Genomic DNA, 14776 nt, shown 5'->3' on the forward strand with positions numbered 1-14776 from the left:
TTTTATTTGGGGTTATTTTTGTGATTTTAAATTGTAGTTTATGTAACTTTCCATGAAGATACTCTTCTGCATAAAGAACAGCTCCCTCAGTCCAAGGTTGTTCTTCCAGCCACCGGAAACTAACATGATCATCTTTATGCCACGCCCTATAACTATCATCGTCAATAATACTGGTCAAAAAGTTGAATATTTTTTCAGGGCTGGTTTTAATAATTATTGAATCAGTAACAATCCTCTCTTCAAAAAAGGCCATATTTTACTACCATCCCATTCCAACTTCACAGATAAAGTGTTCCTTGTCTACTACATAAGACAATCACTATCTGCACTGCTTGTACTAATTAATACTGATAATTAATGGTAATGAGTATTTAAGATACTTTATTAAGTATCTGTATCACATTCAGTTACAACAATAGAGTGTAGGTTTAAATCATGCTACAGTTTTTCTTTGTATGGACAATTCGTTAATGTAAGCTTGCTATAGCGAGAAAATAGAGCGTTAATATAAAAATTTTCTTTTCTGCGCCCTGTGTTAGAGAAAAAATTAGTTATGACTATAATATCAGTGTATATAACGATCCGCCTCAAAATTATGATGCTGCACAGAGATAAAATATAGCAATTAGGGCTGACTAAAATTAAAGGACTATTTATGAAACAATTGTTTACTACCCTATTATCTTTGAGCCTGCTGGCTGTTTCTCTGCCAACCCAGGCTTTAACTGAAGATCAAACAATCTCAACACGTATTGTCGGAGGTATTGAAAGCGCACCGACACAATGGCAGTCAATTGTTAGCGTTAAATATAAAGGTTATAAAAACACCCATTTTTGTGGTGGTTCTTTAATCGCAGAACAATGGGTATTAACTGCCGCCCACTGTATGTTTGAGAATGGTTTACCGCTATCTGCCTCTGAACTTGTAGCCACGGTTGGTGAATATGATTTAAATTCATCGCCAGTCACTCCATCAACAAATATTGAACAGATATTTACCCATCCAGATTATGATCCAAGCAAGCAAGAGAATGATATTGCTTTGCTTAAATTATCAGAGCCAGTTACTAATGATAGCGTCACTATAGTCAGTCTGTTATCTACAGCTTCTCTAGTTGCGCAGCAACGTCCAGCAACCGTAATGGGTTGGGGGTCAACGATTGGATACGATCCGGATCAAATTGTTGATCCGTATTATCCTGATCTGTTACGCGAAGTCGAAGTACCGCTAAACACAGATCAGCAATGTGCCAGTAGTTTAGGCTCAAGTTATACAAATGTAATGATTTGTGCGGGTTTACCTGAAGGTGGAAAGGATTCTTGTCAAGGAGACAGTGGCGGCCCGCTAATGGTAAATACCAATTACGGCTGGCAACAACTTGGTCTTGTCAGTTGGGGATATGGTTGTGCATCGGCAGGCAGTCCAGGCGTTTATACTCGCATTGCGCTTTTTGCTGATTGGATTGAAAGCATTACAAGTACCTTTAGTATCACGGCAAGCACTAACTTTTTAACTACCAGTGTTGATAGCAGTGATTCTAAACAAATAACGGTAGATAATAACTCTGACAGTGTTACGAGCTTCACTTATGAGATTGCAGGATCAGACTACTTTAGTTTTGATGCCAGTGACTGCACAACTATTGATGCACACTCCAGTTGCCAATTTCCAGTTACTTATGCACCTTTAGATCTTAATCTTCACAAAGCCACAATTACTGTAAGCTCAAGTATTGCGGGATCTGCGGCACAAGAATCCAAGCTTTCTGGTGTACCTTTCATTTTAGATGACGTTGTATCCAGCTCATCCGGCTCGCTTGGTTTCTACATTTGGCTATTAGTGCCACTAGTATTTGTACGTCGCTATTATCCCTAAAATAGATTAAATTTAACTGGTTAATAATAAGGGCACTTCGGTGCCCTTTTTAGATCATCAATTGCAAACAAACAACTTTGTGAACTAACTCACATACTGTTATAGTGGGCAGTTTTTTAACCGTTTAAATACAGGAATCTCATTTTGAGTCAACAACCCTTCTCGACGATAGCTTTGCATGCTGATCTATTAAAAAACCTAGACTCTCTTGGTTACCTATCAATGACAGAGATTCAAGCACAAAGCCTACCGCACATATTAGCCGGTAAAGATATAATTGCCCAAGCTAAAACAGGATCAGGTAAAACAGCTGCATTTTCTTTAGGTTTACTTGATAAGCTTAATGTTAAACGTTTCCGCATCCAATCCTTGATCTTATGTCCAACTCGCGAGCTTGCCGATCAAGTAGGAAAAGAGATACGCAGACTTGCCCGTACCATTCACAATATTAAGGTACTAACCTTATGTGGTGGTGTTCCATTTGGTCCGCAAATTGGATCGTTAGAGCATGGCGCACATATTATTGTAGGTACACCCGGTCGAATCGAAGATCACCTCCGTAAAGGCACCTTGCGCTTAGATGATTTAGAGGTATTAGTCCTAGATGAAGCAGATCGCATGCTCGATATGGGCTTTCAAGATTCAATTGATGCGATTATCGAACAGGCTCCCAAAGTTCGCCAAACACTGTTGTTTAGTGCCACTTTTCCAGAGCAAATCAATAATATCGCCAAACGTATTTTACTCGATCCGGTCACGGTTAAAGTTGAATCGACACATAATAACGACATTATTAAGCAATCTTTTTATAAAGTAGAAAATAATGAAGATCGCATGATTGCTCTGCGTTTATTATTACAGCAGTATCAGCCGGAGTCGTCTGTTGTATTTTGTAATACTAAACGAGAAGTACAAGACGTTGCGGATGAGCTAGCAAATAGAGGGTTTAGCGCGATTGCATTGCACGGCGATTTAGAACAAAAAGAGCGTGATCAGGCATTGATCCGTTTTTCAAATAAAAGTGCCAGCATATTAGTTGCAACCGATGTTGCTGCCCGCGGGTTAGATATTGACAACCTCAGTGCCGTTTTTAACTACCATATCGCCCACGATCAGGAAGTTCATGTACACCGTATAGGACGAACTGGACGAGCCGGCAGCAAAGGTATGGCTTTCTCTTTTTACAACAATAAAGACAGCCATAGAATAGCACTACTTGAAGATTATCTGGATCGCATTATTGAAGGTGAACAACTTCCTTCTTATGACGTTTTAGATAAAGCACCAACGCAATCAAGTATGATAACCCTGCGTATCGAAGGTGGTAAAAAACAAAAAATTCGCCCTGGTGACATTGTTGGTGCCCTGACAGGTCAAGATGGTATAAAAGGCGACCAAGTTGGTAAAATTCAAGTTTCAGATAATTGGGCTTATGTTGCCGTACAACGGGATAGCATTAAAGTTGCGTTTAAAAAATTAAGCGAAGGAAAACTTAAAGGCCGTAAATTCAGGGTGATGGTTGTTAGAGGATAACAAAGCTATATCCAAGCTGCTTCGAATTATATTTCGAAGCGGCTTAAATATCTATTAAGATCAAATATTGCGTTTTCACCTAAAATCATAACGACCTTCAACACCTTCCATACAGCAATAACAAAGCAACTTCAATCATAACCTTGTAACAGAAAGTAACAACAAAGCAACTTCAATCATGACTTTGTAACAGAAAGTAACAACAACCCCACTTGTGTAAGCAAGTGTAACGTACCGGAAAATATGATAATTCCGTCACGAAAATTTATTTTCCCTTGTATATACTGGCCTCACTTGAATTGAAACACGTTCAATTTTGTAACAATAACATTAAATAGATGAACAATTTTATTCGCTTAAAATTAGCAATGTAACCATCGTTAATTTTAAGCAAAATAAATAATCAATATTTAATATTTAATGCAATTAACATTACTAATCTGTCAACTGACAAATAAACCAACTGGAGAGTTGTTCATGAATATATTCGGAAGTCTACAAAAAGTAGGGAAGTCGTTAATGCTTCCTGTATCAGTATTACCAATCGCAGGTATTTTACTGGGTGTTGGTGCTGCTAAATTTGGCGCTTTACCAGATGTTGTTTCACAACTGATGGAACAAGCTGGTGGTGCTGTATTTGGTAATATGGCACTGCTATTTGCCATCGGTGTTGCTTTAGGTTTTACAAAAAATGATGGTGTTGCCGGCCTTGCTGCTGCAGTAGGTTACTACATCATGATGCAGACAATTGAAACGCTTGCACCAGGTGCAAACACGGGTGTACTAGGCGGTATCATCGCCGGTGGTATTGCTGCTGCAATGTTTAACCGTTTCTACAACATCACCTTACCTGACTACTTAGGTTTCTTCGCAGGTAAACGTGCGGTTCCAATCATGACTGGCTTAGTAGCTATCATTATGGGTGCTATCCTTGCTGTTGTATGGCCGCCAGTTGGCGCAGGTATCGCTGCATTCTCTGATTGGGCTGCTAACCAAAACCCAACAGTTGCATTTGGTATCTACGGTGTTGTTGAACGTTCGTTAATTCCATTTGGTTTACACCATATCTGGAACGTACCTTTCTTCTTTGAAGCAGGTTCTTGTACAAGTGCATCAGGTGAGCAACTAAACGGTATTTTAACATGTTACCTTTCTGCTGATGATGCATCTCGTGCTGCAGGTAATGGCTTCGGTCAACTAGCCGGTGCTTACATGTTCAAAATGTACGGTCTGCCTGCTGCTGCTATCGCAATTGCTCACGCTGCTAAGCCGGAAAACCGCGCTAAAGTAATGGGTATCATGCTTTCTGCTGCATTAACTTCATTCCTAACAGGTATTACTGAGCCAATCGAATTTGCATTCTTATTCGTAGCTCCAGTTCTATACGCAATCCATGCACTACTTGCTGGTTCTGCTTTTGTTCTGACTAACATGTTAGGCATGGTACACGGTACTTCATTCTCACACGGTCTAATTGATTTCGTTGTATTATCGGCTAATTCAGTTAAATTCTGGTTGTTCCCTGTAATGGGTCTGATTTACGCTGGTATCTACTACACTGTATTCCGTGTTGTAATTGCTAAGTTTGACCTTAAAACTCCAGGTCGTGAAGATGAAGCGCTTGAACAAGAAGTTGCTCTTGACAATACTGAAATGTCTATCCTTCTTGTAGCGGCATTCGGTGGTAAAGCTAACATCGAAAACTTAGATGCATGTATTACACGTCTACGTGTTACTGTTCACAATATTGAATCAGTAGATAAAGCTGAACTTAAGAAACTAGGCGCTGCAGGTGTTGTGGTTTCAGGTAACGGTGTTCAAGCTATCTTCGGTACTAAATCTGATAACTTAAAAACTGACATGGAAAACTACATGTCTCGTTAATAGTTTAAACAAGGCTGGCTAAAACCAGCCTTGTTTGTTTTAAGTAGAGGCAATATTAACAATCTAGCTCTCCGCTTCATTGATTGCTTCTACTTTTTTATCACTTCAACTGATTCCTTTAAACTTCTATTCAAGAAAACCACCACAACAACTTATCTGCAAACAATCAGGTTATGCCTGACCATTATTTTACTGCCATCGCTAAAATTCCAGTGACACTGAGCAACTGCTTATTTAACCTCAGTTCGGGATAATGAAAGCACAATACTCCTTAATATCATGAAGTTAAATTTATATATCATACAGTGTTGATAGTTTTGTGTAGCTCAAGGCAAATCAGCATAGCAATAGCTGGCTATTGCTAGCTTATTTAACGCAGAAACAGGTGGAAATAGCTGCACTGTATCGATTTGCTTATCCCGAGTTGAGGTTATTTAATGTAACCGCTAATAATTCATCCGAAGTAATGCTGTTTCAGTTCTAGCTGCATTGACTTTGCAAATATAAGATCCTGGCGAATGAATGTAACAACGAAAAGAAGTAGAAAACAATACCATTCAAGGTAAGTAAGTGCTCAATTTAGGTTTAGGCGTAGGAAAAACAAATCAAGGCATAAGTTGCAGCAACTGGTTGTTCCCTTTACAAACATATAACTCAGAGATGCTTGATTTTCACCAGCATAAAAGATCAGAGATTTATCTAATGGTATAACTACTTTTAAAGCGAGAGGAACTATTTAGAAAAATTGACAATAACAGCCCTAGAAGATGCTTGACTCTTCACACTAGGGCTCTGTTTTCAATTGCAGGGGTAAGCGGCTTATTTAAGCGCTCGAATAGCTAACGAAAGACGCTTAACTGTTTTCTCAGCATCTACATTGGGGGCATTAAAATAATTACTGATTATCTGTGTAATTATGTTTTGTAAATGACTGGTACTTGCCATATTTTGTGTAAATGATGGAACAAGCTGGGCACTATTAAAATCTGCATATGACTTCTGTGCACATGCATCAAATGCATCCATATTTATGTCATTTCTTACCGGAATAGATCCTTTGCTGATATTAAACTCAGACTGAAACTGCTTTGAAAGTAATGTTTCTACAAATATTGTTTGTACGTTCTTGCGAGCCTGGAAATTATACTTTTCAAATATCACAAAGCTATCTATGTTGTAACTAAAAATACCCTTGCTCTCAGGTACATCAACACAGATGTAATCAAGCATTGCAACTTTGCCGGAAACGTTCCACATCCCCTTTGCCCAATCGCCCATAAACTGCATAGCGGCTTTATCTGTTGCAATTAATTGGCTGGCGTTAAACCAATCTTGTCCAACCATACTTTTATCAACATAAGCATGTAAACGTTTATACTTTTTAAAAACAGTAACCATTTCAGCGGAATTTAAAACGGCTATATCATGCTCTACAAATGCTTTTCTATATTTTTCAGCACCTAATAAGGAGAGAGCCATGGATTCAAATAACAATGCATCCTGCCAAGCTGTACCGCCATGTGCCAACGGCAAATATCCCGCCGCTTTTATTTTATCGGCAATAACAAAAAAACTGTCCCATGTTGTTGGAACCGGTAATTTAAGCTCTTTAAAAATCTTTTTATTCAACCATAACCAGTTAACTCTATGCACATTAATCGGCACCGCCATGTAATGATCATTAAATGTAACCGTATCACGCACCACTTTCGGTAAAATATAACCCCATGATTGGGTGTCAAATATTTTATCAACCTCTGCAAGCATGCCGACTTTTGCCCATTCGCCAATATCAGGGCCTTTAATTTGCGCTGTATCTGGTGGGTTTCCTGACAATGCACGCATTTGTAATACCCGAAGTGCACTGTCCCCTCCTTCACCGACAATAGCAAAATTCTGCCATTCAATATCTTTTTCCAATAAGGTTTTTTCAAGTATCCGTTGAGATTCAGCTTCACCTGGCGCAGTCCACCAGTGCAGAACTTCTAAAGGAGTTGCATTGGCATTAATATTAAATAAAAGGGGCAATAAAACGGTTTTTTTCATAACTAACCTTGGTGTTCGTATAAAAGCTTTTTATGCTAATGTCTATTTTTAGATTTGTAGATTCTAGGTAGGGTGATAATCACCTCCAATCCACCTTTATCACGATTGATTAAGTGTAAATGTCCATTATGCGCATGGATAATATTGCGAGAAATTCCCAAGCCTAAACCATAACCTTCTTGATCATTATGCAAACGGCGATATGGAGTGAAGATTTGCTCTAATTCATCTTTAGGTATACCGGGCCCATTATCCTGGATTATAATTTGTAAACTTTCTGCACTATCATTAACAGACACTTGCACAGTGCCGCCGTATTTTACACCGTTATCAATTAAATTTGCTAAACAACGTTTTAAAGCCAAAGGTTTGCCTCGATATGGTAATGTTTTTTGGGTGATAACCTTTATTTTATCGGGTTGAGAACTGCTAATTTGCTCTAACAATTTACAGATCTCAACGGGCTGAATATTTTCATGAATATCGGTGTCTTTTACCGTTTGTAGTGCCCCTTTCACCAGCATTTCCAAGTCATCTAAATCATGATTAAATGCATTAGTTTGTTTTTCACTATCTAGCAACTCTGCACGCAAACGTAAACGTGTGATCGGGGTTTTTAGATCATGAGAAATGGAACGAAATAAGACTTCCCGATCATTAATATAACGCTGTAACTTTTGCTGCATGCGGTTAAAAGCCCGGGTCGCATCAACAATTTCAGTTGCTCCTTCCTCTTTTAACGGTTTTTGATCTAGATCTATGCTCATTTCTGAAACAGCCATGGCTAACTGCTTCAAGGGTTTAGTCTGCCAATAAAACAACAGGTAGATAAAAACCAGTACAAATACAGTGGTAAATATCAGAGTGATCACTTGCGCTGGTGAGATAATTGATTTATCAATTAACAGGTAAGGTGGGGGCAAAATGGCGGCTAAATATAACCACTCATGTTTTGCTATTTCAACCTGCAAAACCAATACTGGAGGTTTAACTGATGGAATTATCAAGGAATATGCCCCCCAAGAAGGAGGAAGATCTTTTAACAGAATATCATTTTTTAATACATGCAGATCATCGGGATCAGAAAACTCAATTTCCAGCTGATTTTTCGATGGGATACGACGCTTTAATACATTTTCAACGGTACCGATAACGCGTTTTTTTAACACGCTATCGGCAATCGGGTTAATCATTATTTTTTCACTGTTTAGTGAAACAAAAAAACGGCTTCCTCCTAAATCACGTAATTGTTCCAACACTAAATGCCGATATTGAAGCGGCAGATTTTGAAAAAATGAGATTGTACTTAAAGCATTTTCCGCTAAATTATTGGCATTAAGTAGCACTGTTTTTTCTTCACTTTCAGCAAATTGATTTACCAAAAAATAACTGCTTGTTATTTGCGCAACAATAACCGAGAACGTTGTTAGTAGTAACATGCGCGAAATTAACGAACGAAACATCAGACGAAAATAGCTCATATCATTTGCCTGTTAAATAAATCATTCGCTATCAGAACGAACTTCGGCAATAAATACATAACCTGCACCTCGTACTGTTTTAATTATGGTAGGCGCTTTGGCATCGTCACCTAAACACTGGCGCAAACGACTTAAATGTACATCAATACCTCGCTCATTGGCAAAAGCATCTCGCCCATGCAACGCCTGGCTGATTTGATCACGTGAAATCGGACTGTTTGGATTTTCTAAAAACAGGGTTAACAGCTGAAAATCAGCCCCCGTCAATGAGATCATTTGCCCGTTTTGATCCAATAAATTATGCTGTTGGGTATCCAGCTTCCAGTTTGCAAAAGATAAATAGCGTGTTTTTTCTACAGTTTTAATCGCATCTTTAACAAAATTAGTTCGCCTTAACAGTGCTTTAATACGAGCCAGCAACTCCCGCGGGCTAAAAGGCTTGGCAATATAATCATCAGCACCAATCTCTAAACCTAATATACGATCCATTTCATCTGAATTGGCAGTTAACATAATAATTGGCACATTTGAAGTTTGGCGGATACGTTGACACAATGTAAAACCGTCATCTCCAGGTAACATAATGTCTAAAATAATAAGATCCGGACTGTAGTCTGACAGCTGCAGATCCATTTCTATGCCATCTTCAGCTGTGATCACTTCAAAGTTATTTTTTGATAAATATTCAGCTAATAATTCGCGTATTGCTTGATCGTCATCAACAACTAAAACTTGCTTATTGTTAGTCACATTTATTCCCTTTTTGCTTAACTACTACACACTTATTTTTCTCATTGATTTTAACGGAATAATCACTTATTTAACAGTGGAGGCAAGCATAAATGTCTGTTTTAATCTGTTACTGCTAGCAGTTTAAATTAACGCCTAAATCTTCAACAACCCATTTAATTTCAACCGCCTAATCATCAAGTTACACATGCATTATCTTTTTTTATGTTTTTTACACTTGCCAGTTCGAAAATCGGTGATAAAATGCGCGCGCTTTATCACCCTAATCATTTTATTTATGATGGCTATCAACACAACAAGGAGCGCGATGTTATGTTTTTATTTATATTCTTTAGTCACGCTGTAAACTTATTGTTTTTAAAGCTTTTATCGTCATACGAAACTTATCTAAACTACGCAACAGAACCGTGATTTAAACGGTTTATCTTCTGTAATACTTTTAACCTTAAAAGTGCTCTGCTTTTTTAAGGTAATACCCCCATTTTATGGCAATCTTTAAATTATTTAAGGAGTCCGTTATGCAAAACGTTCTCAATTTAGCACCTGAAACTTGTCTTTCAAACGATCAAGAGATCCCTTTAATAAACGAACTGTATGACTTAACACCAGATAATATCTTATTAAGTCAAGAACATTACGAATCGGAAGTTCGCTCTTACCCACGTCGTTTACCTATTGCGATTAAAAACACGCGTGGTGTTATTATTGAAGATACTAAAGGTCAAATTTACCTAGACTGCCTTGCCGGCGCCGGTGCCTTACCACTGGGTTACAATCATAATGAGATTAATCAGGTGATGATCGCCCAACTTAACCAGGGTGTGCCATACCAGACATTAGATATAACCACTCCTGCAAAAGATGATTTTATTAAATCAGTGATGCAGTTTCTGCCGACTAGTTTTGCTAAAAATGCACGTATTCAATTTTGCGGACCTTCGGGTGCGGATGCGGTTGAAGCATCAATTAAACTCGCTAAGCTATATACAAAACGTAATACCATGATCTCTTTTCATGGCGCTTATCATGGCATGACTAATGGTTCACTCGCATTAACGGGTAACTTAGGCGCTAAGAACCGTCGCACAGGTTTAATGTCTGATGTGCATTTCTTCCCTTTCCCATATAGTTTACGCTGCACTTTTGGTTTAGGTGGCATTGAAGGCGCTAAACAGAGCATTCGTTATATCGAATCGGTATTAAATGATGATGAAAGCGGTATTACGAAACCGGCAGCTATTATTGTAGAGCCCGTGCAAGGGGAAGGAGGTGTATTACCCGCTCCTGCATTTTGGTTACAGGAACTGCGCCGCATCACCAGCGAACATGGCATCTTATTAATATTTGATGAAATTCAATGTGGTGTAGGCCGCACAGGTGATCATTTTGCCTTTGAAGAAGCTGGTATTGAACCTGATATTCTGATTTTATCGAAAGCGATTGGTGGCGGTATGCCGATGTCGATCATTCTTTATCATAAAAAGTTTGATTGCTGGAATGCAGGTGAGCACACAGGTACTTTCCGCGGCAATCAATTAGCAATGGCAACGGGTGCTAAAACACTGGAAATTATTCAACGTGATAATTTAACTGACAATGCTAAGCAACGTGGTAAGCAGCTGCGTTCATTATTACGTGAAATTCAACTTGAAAACGACTGTATTGCTGAAGTGCGTGGTCGTGGTTTAATGTGTGCCATTGAAATTGTCAAAAGTGGCGAATTTGATTCATTAGGTCATCCAGTTAGCGATCCGGAGCGCGCGGCATTAATTCAACGCGCCGCATTAGAGCGTGGTTTAATTATTGAAAAAGGTGGTCGAAAAGGTGCAGTTTTACGCTTCTTACCACCGCTAATTATCAGTGAAACACAAATTAACTTTGTGGCAAACACAGTTAAAACTGCTATTGAAATCACTCGGGATTAATATTGTGAATTTATCAAACTCAGCGTGGTCAAAACACTTTATTCAAATAGGTGCCGGCAATAACCACAGCTTCGAACAAGCCAGTGCTTTTACTTTAGAAAATATCAATGCACTGTTTGTCGACTGTGCTAAACCCTACTCCGGTTTAGCACCTGACTTATTGAAAGAAGCTATTTACAACTGCGATCTGACACAAGTTGAGCCTTTTGAACAAGTGATAAAACAAACCAATGAGTTAATTGCCAAAAACTCAATTATGGTGCAACACCCGCATTGCATTGCGCATCTGCATACGCCGCCATTAATCTCATCAGTATTGGCTGAGTTTTATATTGCAGCACTTAATCAATCAATGGACTCGTGGGATCAGGCTTCATCTGCCACTTACCTTGAGCAGTTTATTATTGATTGGTTAGTACAAACCTACACATTAGGGCAGTCTGCCGATGGTGTATTCACCAGTGGCGGTACACAGAGTAATTTAATGGGATTACTTTTAGCACGCGATTGGTTTGCAGACAAACACTCACAACATAACATTCAGCAAGACGGCCTGCCGGATTACGGCAGTAAAATGCGTATTATCTGCTCGGATAAAAGCCATTTTACAGTACAAAAATCAGCGGCTTTAATGGGGCTGGGTGAACGAGCGGTGGTTTGTGTCAAAACCAATATTCAAGGACAGATGGATTGCGTTGATTTACAAAACACCATTGCCGAGTTAAACGCACAAGATCTGTTGCCGATTGCCGTTGTTGCAACCGCCGGCACAACTGATCATGGTGCAATTGATGATCTGCAAGAGATTGTATCAATCGCCCATCAAAGTGATTTATGGTGTCATATTGATAGCGCTTACGGCGGTGCATTAATACTCAGTGAAAATCATAAATCTCGCCTTAAAGGTATTGAGTCAGCAGATTCAGTCAGTGTAGATTTCCATAAACTGTTTTACCAAACAATTAGTTGTGGTGCGTTATTAATTAAAGATAAAAGCAACTTTAACAGCCTCTTACACCATGCAGATTATCTTAATCGTGAAGGTGATGAACTGCCTAACCTGGTTGATAAAAGTATTGCGACGACCAAACGTTTTGATGCGCTGAAAATGTTTATGACGCTGAAAATGGTAGGCGCTAAAACACTTGGTGAAATGTACGATAAATTGATTGATTTAACCGGCCAAGTTGCAGCATCAGTTAAACAAAATGAAAACTTTGAACTGTGCTGTGAACCTTTATTATCAACGGTTTTGTTCCGTTTAAGTGAAAGATATCAAGGTTCATTAACTCATATTGAGTTTAATCAACTGCATCAAACATTACGTTTACAACTATTAACCTCAGGTGAAGCTGTGATTGCCGAAACCAAGGTTGATGGCAAACTGTATCTGAAATTTACCCTGTTAAACCCGTGTTTAACATTAAGTGATTTTGATTCATTATTTAAGAAAATCGAATCAAATGCACAATCATTAATTAAGAAGGCTTTATAAAATGTCTGTATTACAAATTGGCGCCGGTGGCGTTGGTTGGGTTATTGCCCATAAATGTGCACAAAATAATGATGTATTCGGTGATATTACCATCGCTTCACGTACTGTTTCTAAGTGTGAAAAAATCATTACATCAATCAAAGGTCGTAACAATTTAAAAGACACAACTAAAAAAATTGAAGCGCTAAAAATTGATGCCGATAATGTTGAAGCATTAGTGGCTCTGATCAACCAGGTAAAACCGGATCTGTTAATTAATGCAGGCCCTCCTTGGGTTAATGTGGCCATTATGGAAGCTTGTGTGCAAACTAAAACTGCATACCTGGACACATCAGTTGCAACTGATTTATGTAGTGAAGGGCAACAAGTACCTGAAGCTTATGATCCGCAATGGGCGTTTGCTGATCGTTTCAAGGAAGCGGGTATTACAGGTATTTTAGGCGCAGGTTTTGATCCGGGTGTAGTGAGTGTATTTGCGACTTACGCGCATAAACATCTGTTTGATGAGATTGACAGCATAGATGTTATGGACGTTAACGCAGGTGATCACGGCCAGAAATTTGCTACTAACTTTGATCCTGAAACTAATATGTTAGAGATCCAAGGTGACTCTTTCTATTACGAGAATCAACAATGGAAAAGCGTGCCATGTCATAGCCGTATGATGGAGTTTGATTTCCCTGTTGTTGGTAAACAAAAAGTTTATTCAATGGCACACGATGAAGTTCGTTCAATGGCTGAATACATTCCTGCTAAACGTATCGAATTCTGGATGGGTTTCTCTGACAATTATCTGAACTACTTTAACGTAATGCGTGATATCGGTTTATTAAATACCGATCCTATCACCACTGTTGATGGTATCACCGTTGAGCCTCTGAAAGTGTTAAAAGCGATTCTGCCGGATCCAACTTCTCTTGCATCGGGCTACACAGGTAAAACCTGTATCGGTACTTGGGTGCGCGGTCAAAAAGACGGCATTGCTAAAAGCGTCTTTATCTACAATATTTGTGATCATAAAGAGTCTTATATCGAAGTTGAGCACCAGGCAATTTCATACACAACAGGCGTACCAGCGATTACAGCAGCCCTGCTTTACTTCCAAAACAAGTGGAGTGATGTAGGTTTATACAATGTTGAGCAGCTAAACCCCGATCACTTCCTCGACTTAATGCCGCGCATCGGCTTAACTTGGCAAGTTCAAGAGTTAGAAGCTTAAACTAGCCTTTAGCTAATAAATTGGGGCAAGATAACACTCTTTCCCCTTTTTTTAACAACTATCATCAACAGCAATAAAAGATCCCCCTATGACTCTTAATGAAAGCAGCCTAAACACCCCCTACTTTGTGATTAATGAAGCAAAGTTGCTTGAAAACCTTGAAAAAGCCAAACAACTTAAACAGATTTCCGGGGCTAAATTGGTATTAGCATTAAAGTGTTTTTCAACCTGGGGCACCTTTGACACCATTAAACCGTATTTAGATGGCACCACCAGTTCTGGTCCTTATGAAGTAAAATTAGGCCATCAAACCTTTGGCGGTGAAACACATGCTTACAGCGTGGGTTACTCCAAACAGGATATCGAAGTGGTTAAGCCATTAGCCGATAAAATCATCTTCAATTCGCTCTCACAACTTGATGCCCATTATGACAGCTGTTTTTCTGATGCTTCATTAGGGCTGCGTATCAATCCTGAACGTAGCGTGGCTGGACAAGATTTGGCAAACCCCGCTCGTCCCTATTCCCGTTTAGGGGTAAAACAAGATTTATTAGATTTATCCCTGCT

At 39.0% G+C, this 14776-nt stretch carries 11 protein-coding genes; 7 read left to right on the forward strand and 4 right to left on the reverse strand.

From position 1 onward, the window contains the following. Positions 1-253 (reverse strand): hypothetical protein (locus tag AC4GME_RS06625; protein ID WP_490379163.1); only part of this gene is annotated, 253 nt, incomplete at its 3' end. 402 nt (positions 254-655) lie between these two features. Between AC4GME_RS06625 and AC4GME_RS06630 the strand changes: the two genes are divergently transcribed. The 3 genes from AC4GME_RS06630 (at position 656) to ptsG (ending at position 5293) form a co-directional block, all read left to right on the forward strand. Continuing rightward, entirely contained in the window at positions 656-1876 is a 1221-nt protein-coding gene (locus tag AC4GME_RS06630; RefSeq protein ID WP_490377737.1) for a trypsin-like serine protease, read from the forward strand. 144 nt (positions 1877-2020) lie between these two features. Continuing rightward, positions 2021-3409 carry an ATP-dependent RNA helicase DbpA gene (dbpA, locus tag AC4GME_RS06635; RefSeq protein ID WP_490377736.1) on the forward strand — a complete coding sequence of 463 codons (1389 nt, stop codon included), beginning with the start codon at positions 2021-2023 and terminating at the stop codon, positions 3407-3409. A gap of 477 nt (positions 3410-3886) precedes the next feature. Continuing rightward, positions 3887-5293, forward strand: coding sequence for a PTS glucose transporter subunit IIBC (ptsG, locus tag AC4GME_RS06640; RefSeq protein ID WP_490379164.1), 1407 nt, complete (start codon positions 3887-3889; stop codon positions 5291-5293). A gap of 819 nt (positions 5294-6112) precedes the next feature. Here the strand turns inward: ptsG and AC4GME_RS06645 are convergent. Genes AC4GME_RS06645 through AC4GME_RS06655 form a run of 3 tightly spaced genes read right to left on the reverse strand, consistent with a single transcriptional unit; the run spans position 6113 to position 9570 of the window. Beyond that, positions 6113-7339, reverse strand: a complete 1227-nt coding sequence (locus tag AC4GME_RS06645) for an ABC transporter substrate-binding protein (protein WP_490376023.1) — start codon at positions 7337-7339, stop codon at positions 6113-6115. A 35-nt stretch (positions 7340-7374) separates the two neighbouring features. Then, entirely contained in the window at positions 7375-8820 is a 1446-nt protein-coding gene (locus tag AC4GME_RS06650; protein ID WP_490376022.1) for an ATP-binding protein, read from the reverse strand. Between the two features lie 21 nt (positions 8821-8841). Continuing rightward, on the reverse strand, positions 8842-9570 hold the full coding sequence (locus AC4GME_RS06655) for a response regulator (RefSeq protein WP_490376021.1): 729 nt from the start codon (positions 9568-9570) through the stop codon (positions 8842-8844). Between the two features lie 518 nt (positions 9571-10088). Here AC4GME_RS06655 and AC4GME_RS06660 point away from each other — a divergent pair. The 4 genes from AC4GME_RS06660 to AC4GME_RS06675 form a co-directional block, all read left to right on the forward strand. Next, positions 10089-11495: a diaminobutyrate--2-oxoglutarate transaminase family protein gene (locus AC4GME_RS06660; RefSeq protein WP_490376020.1), complete on the forward strand. Its 1407-nt coding sequence runs from the start codon at positions 10089-10091 to the stop codon at positions 11493-11495. Positions 11496-11499: 4 nt separating this feature from the next. After that, positions 11500-12990: a pyridoxal phosphate-dependent decarboxylase family protein gene (locus AC4GME_RS06665; protein WP_490376019.1), complete on the forward strand. Its 1491-nt coding sequence runs from the start codon at positions 11500-11502 to the stop codon at positions 12988-12990. 1 nt (position 12991) lies between these two features. After that, the gene (locus AC4GME_RS06670; RefSeq protein ID WP_490376018.1) at positions 12992-14209 is read left to right on the forward strand and encodes a carboxynorspermidine synthase; all 1218 of its coding nucleotides are present in this window, start codon (positions 12992-12994) and stop codon (positions 14207-14209) included. Between the two features lie 88 nt (positions 14210-14297). Continuing rightward, positions 14298-14776: type III PLP-dependent enzyme domain-containing protein (locus AC4GME_RS06675; RefSeq protein WP_490379165.1), on the forward strand; the 479-nt coding region annotated here is incomplete at its 3' end.

This window comes from Psychromonas sp. (assembly GCF_983033635.1).

Bases quoted from the DNA above. Each gene is read 5' to 3' on its own strand.
- AC4GME_RS06630 (WP_490377737.1), top strand. From the start codon at position 656: ATGAAACAATTGTTTACTACCCTATTATCTTTGAGCCTGCTGGCTGTT.
- ptsG (WP_490379164.1), top strand. From the start codon at position 3,887: ATGAATATATTCGGAAGTCTACAAAAAGTAGGGAAGTCGTTAATGCTT.
- AC4GME_RS06645 (WP_490376023.1), bottom strand. From the start codon at position 7,339: ATGAAAAAAACCGTTTTATTGCCCCTTTTATTTAATATTAATGCCAAT.
- AC4GME_RS06650 (WP_490376022.1), bottom strand. From the start codon at position 8,820: ATGAGCTATTTTCGTCTGATGTTTCGTTCGTTAATTTCGCGCATGTTA.
- AC4GME_RS06660 (WP_490376020.1), top strand. From the start codon at position 10,089: ATGCAAAACGTTCTCAATTTAGCACCTGAAACTTGTCTTTCAAACGAT.
- AC4GME_RS06670 (WP_490376018.1), top strand. From the start codon at position 12,992: ATGTCTGTATTACAAATTGGCGCCGGTGGCGTTGGTTGGGTTATTGCC.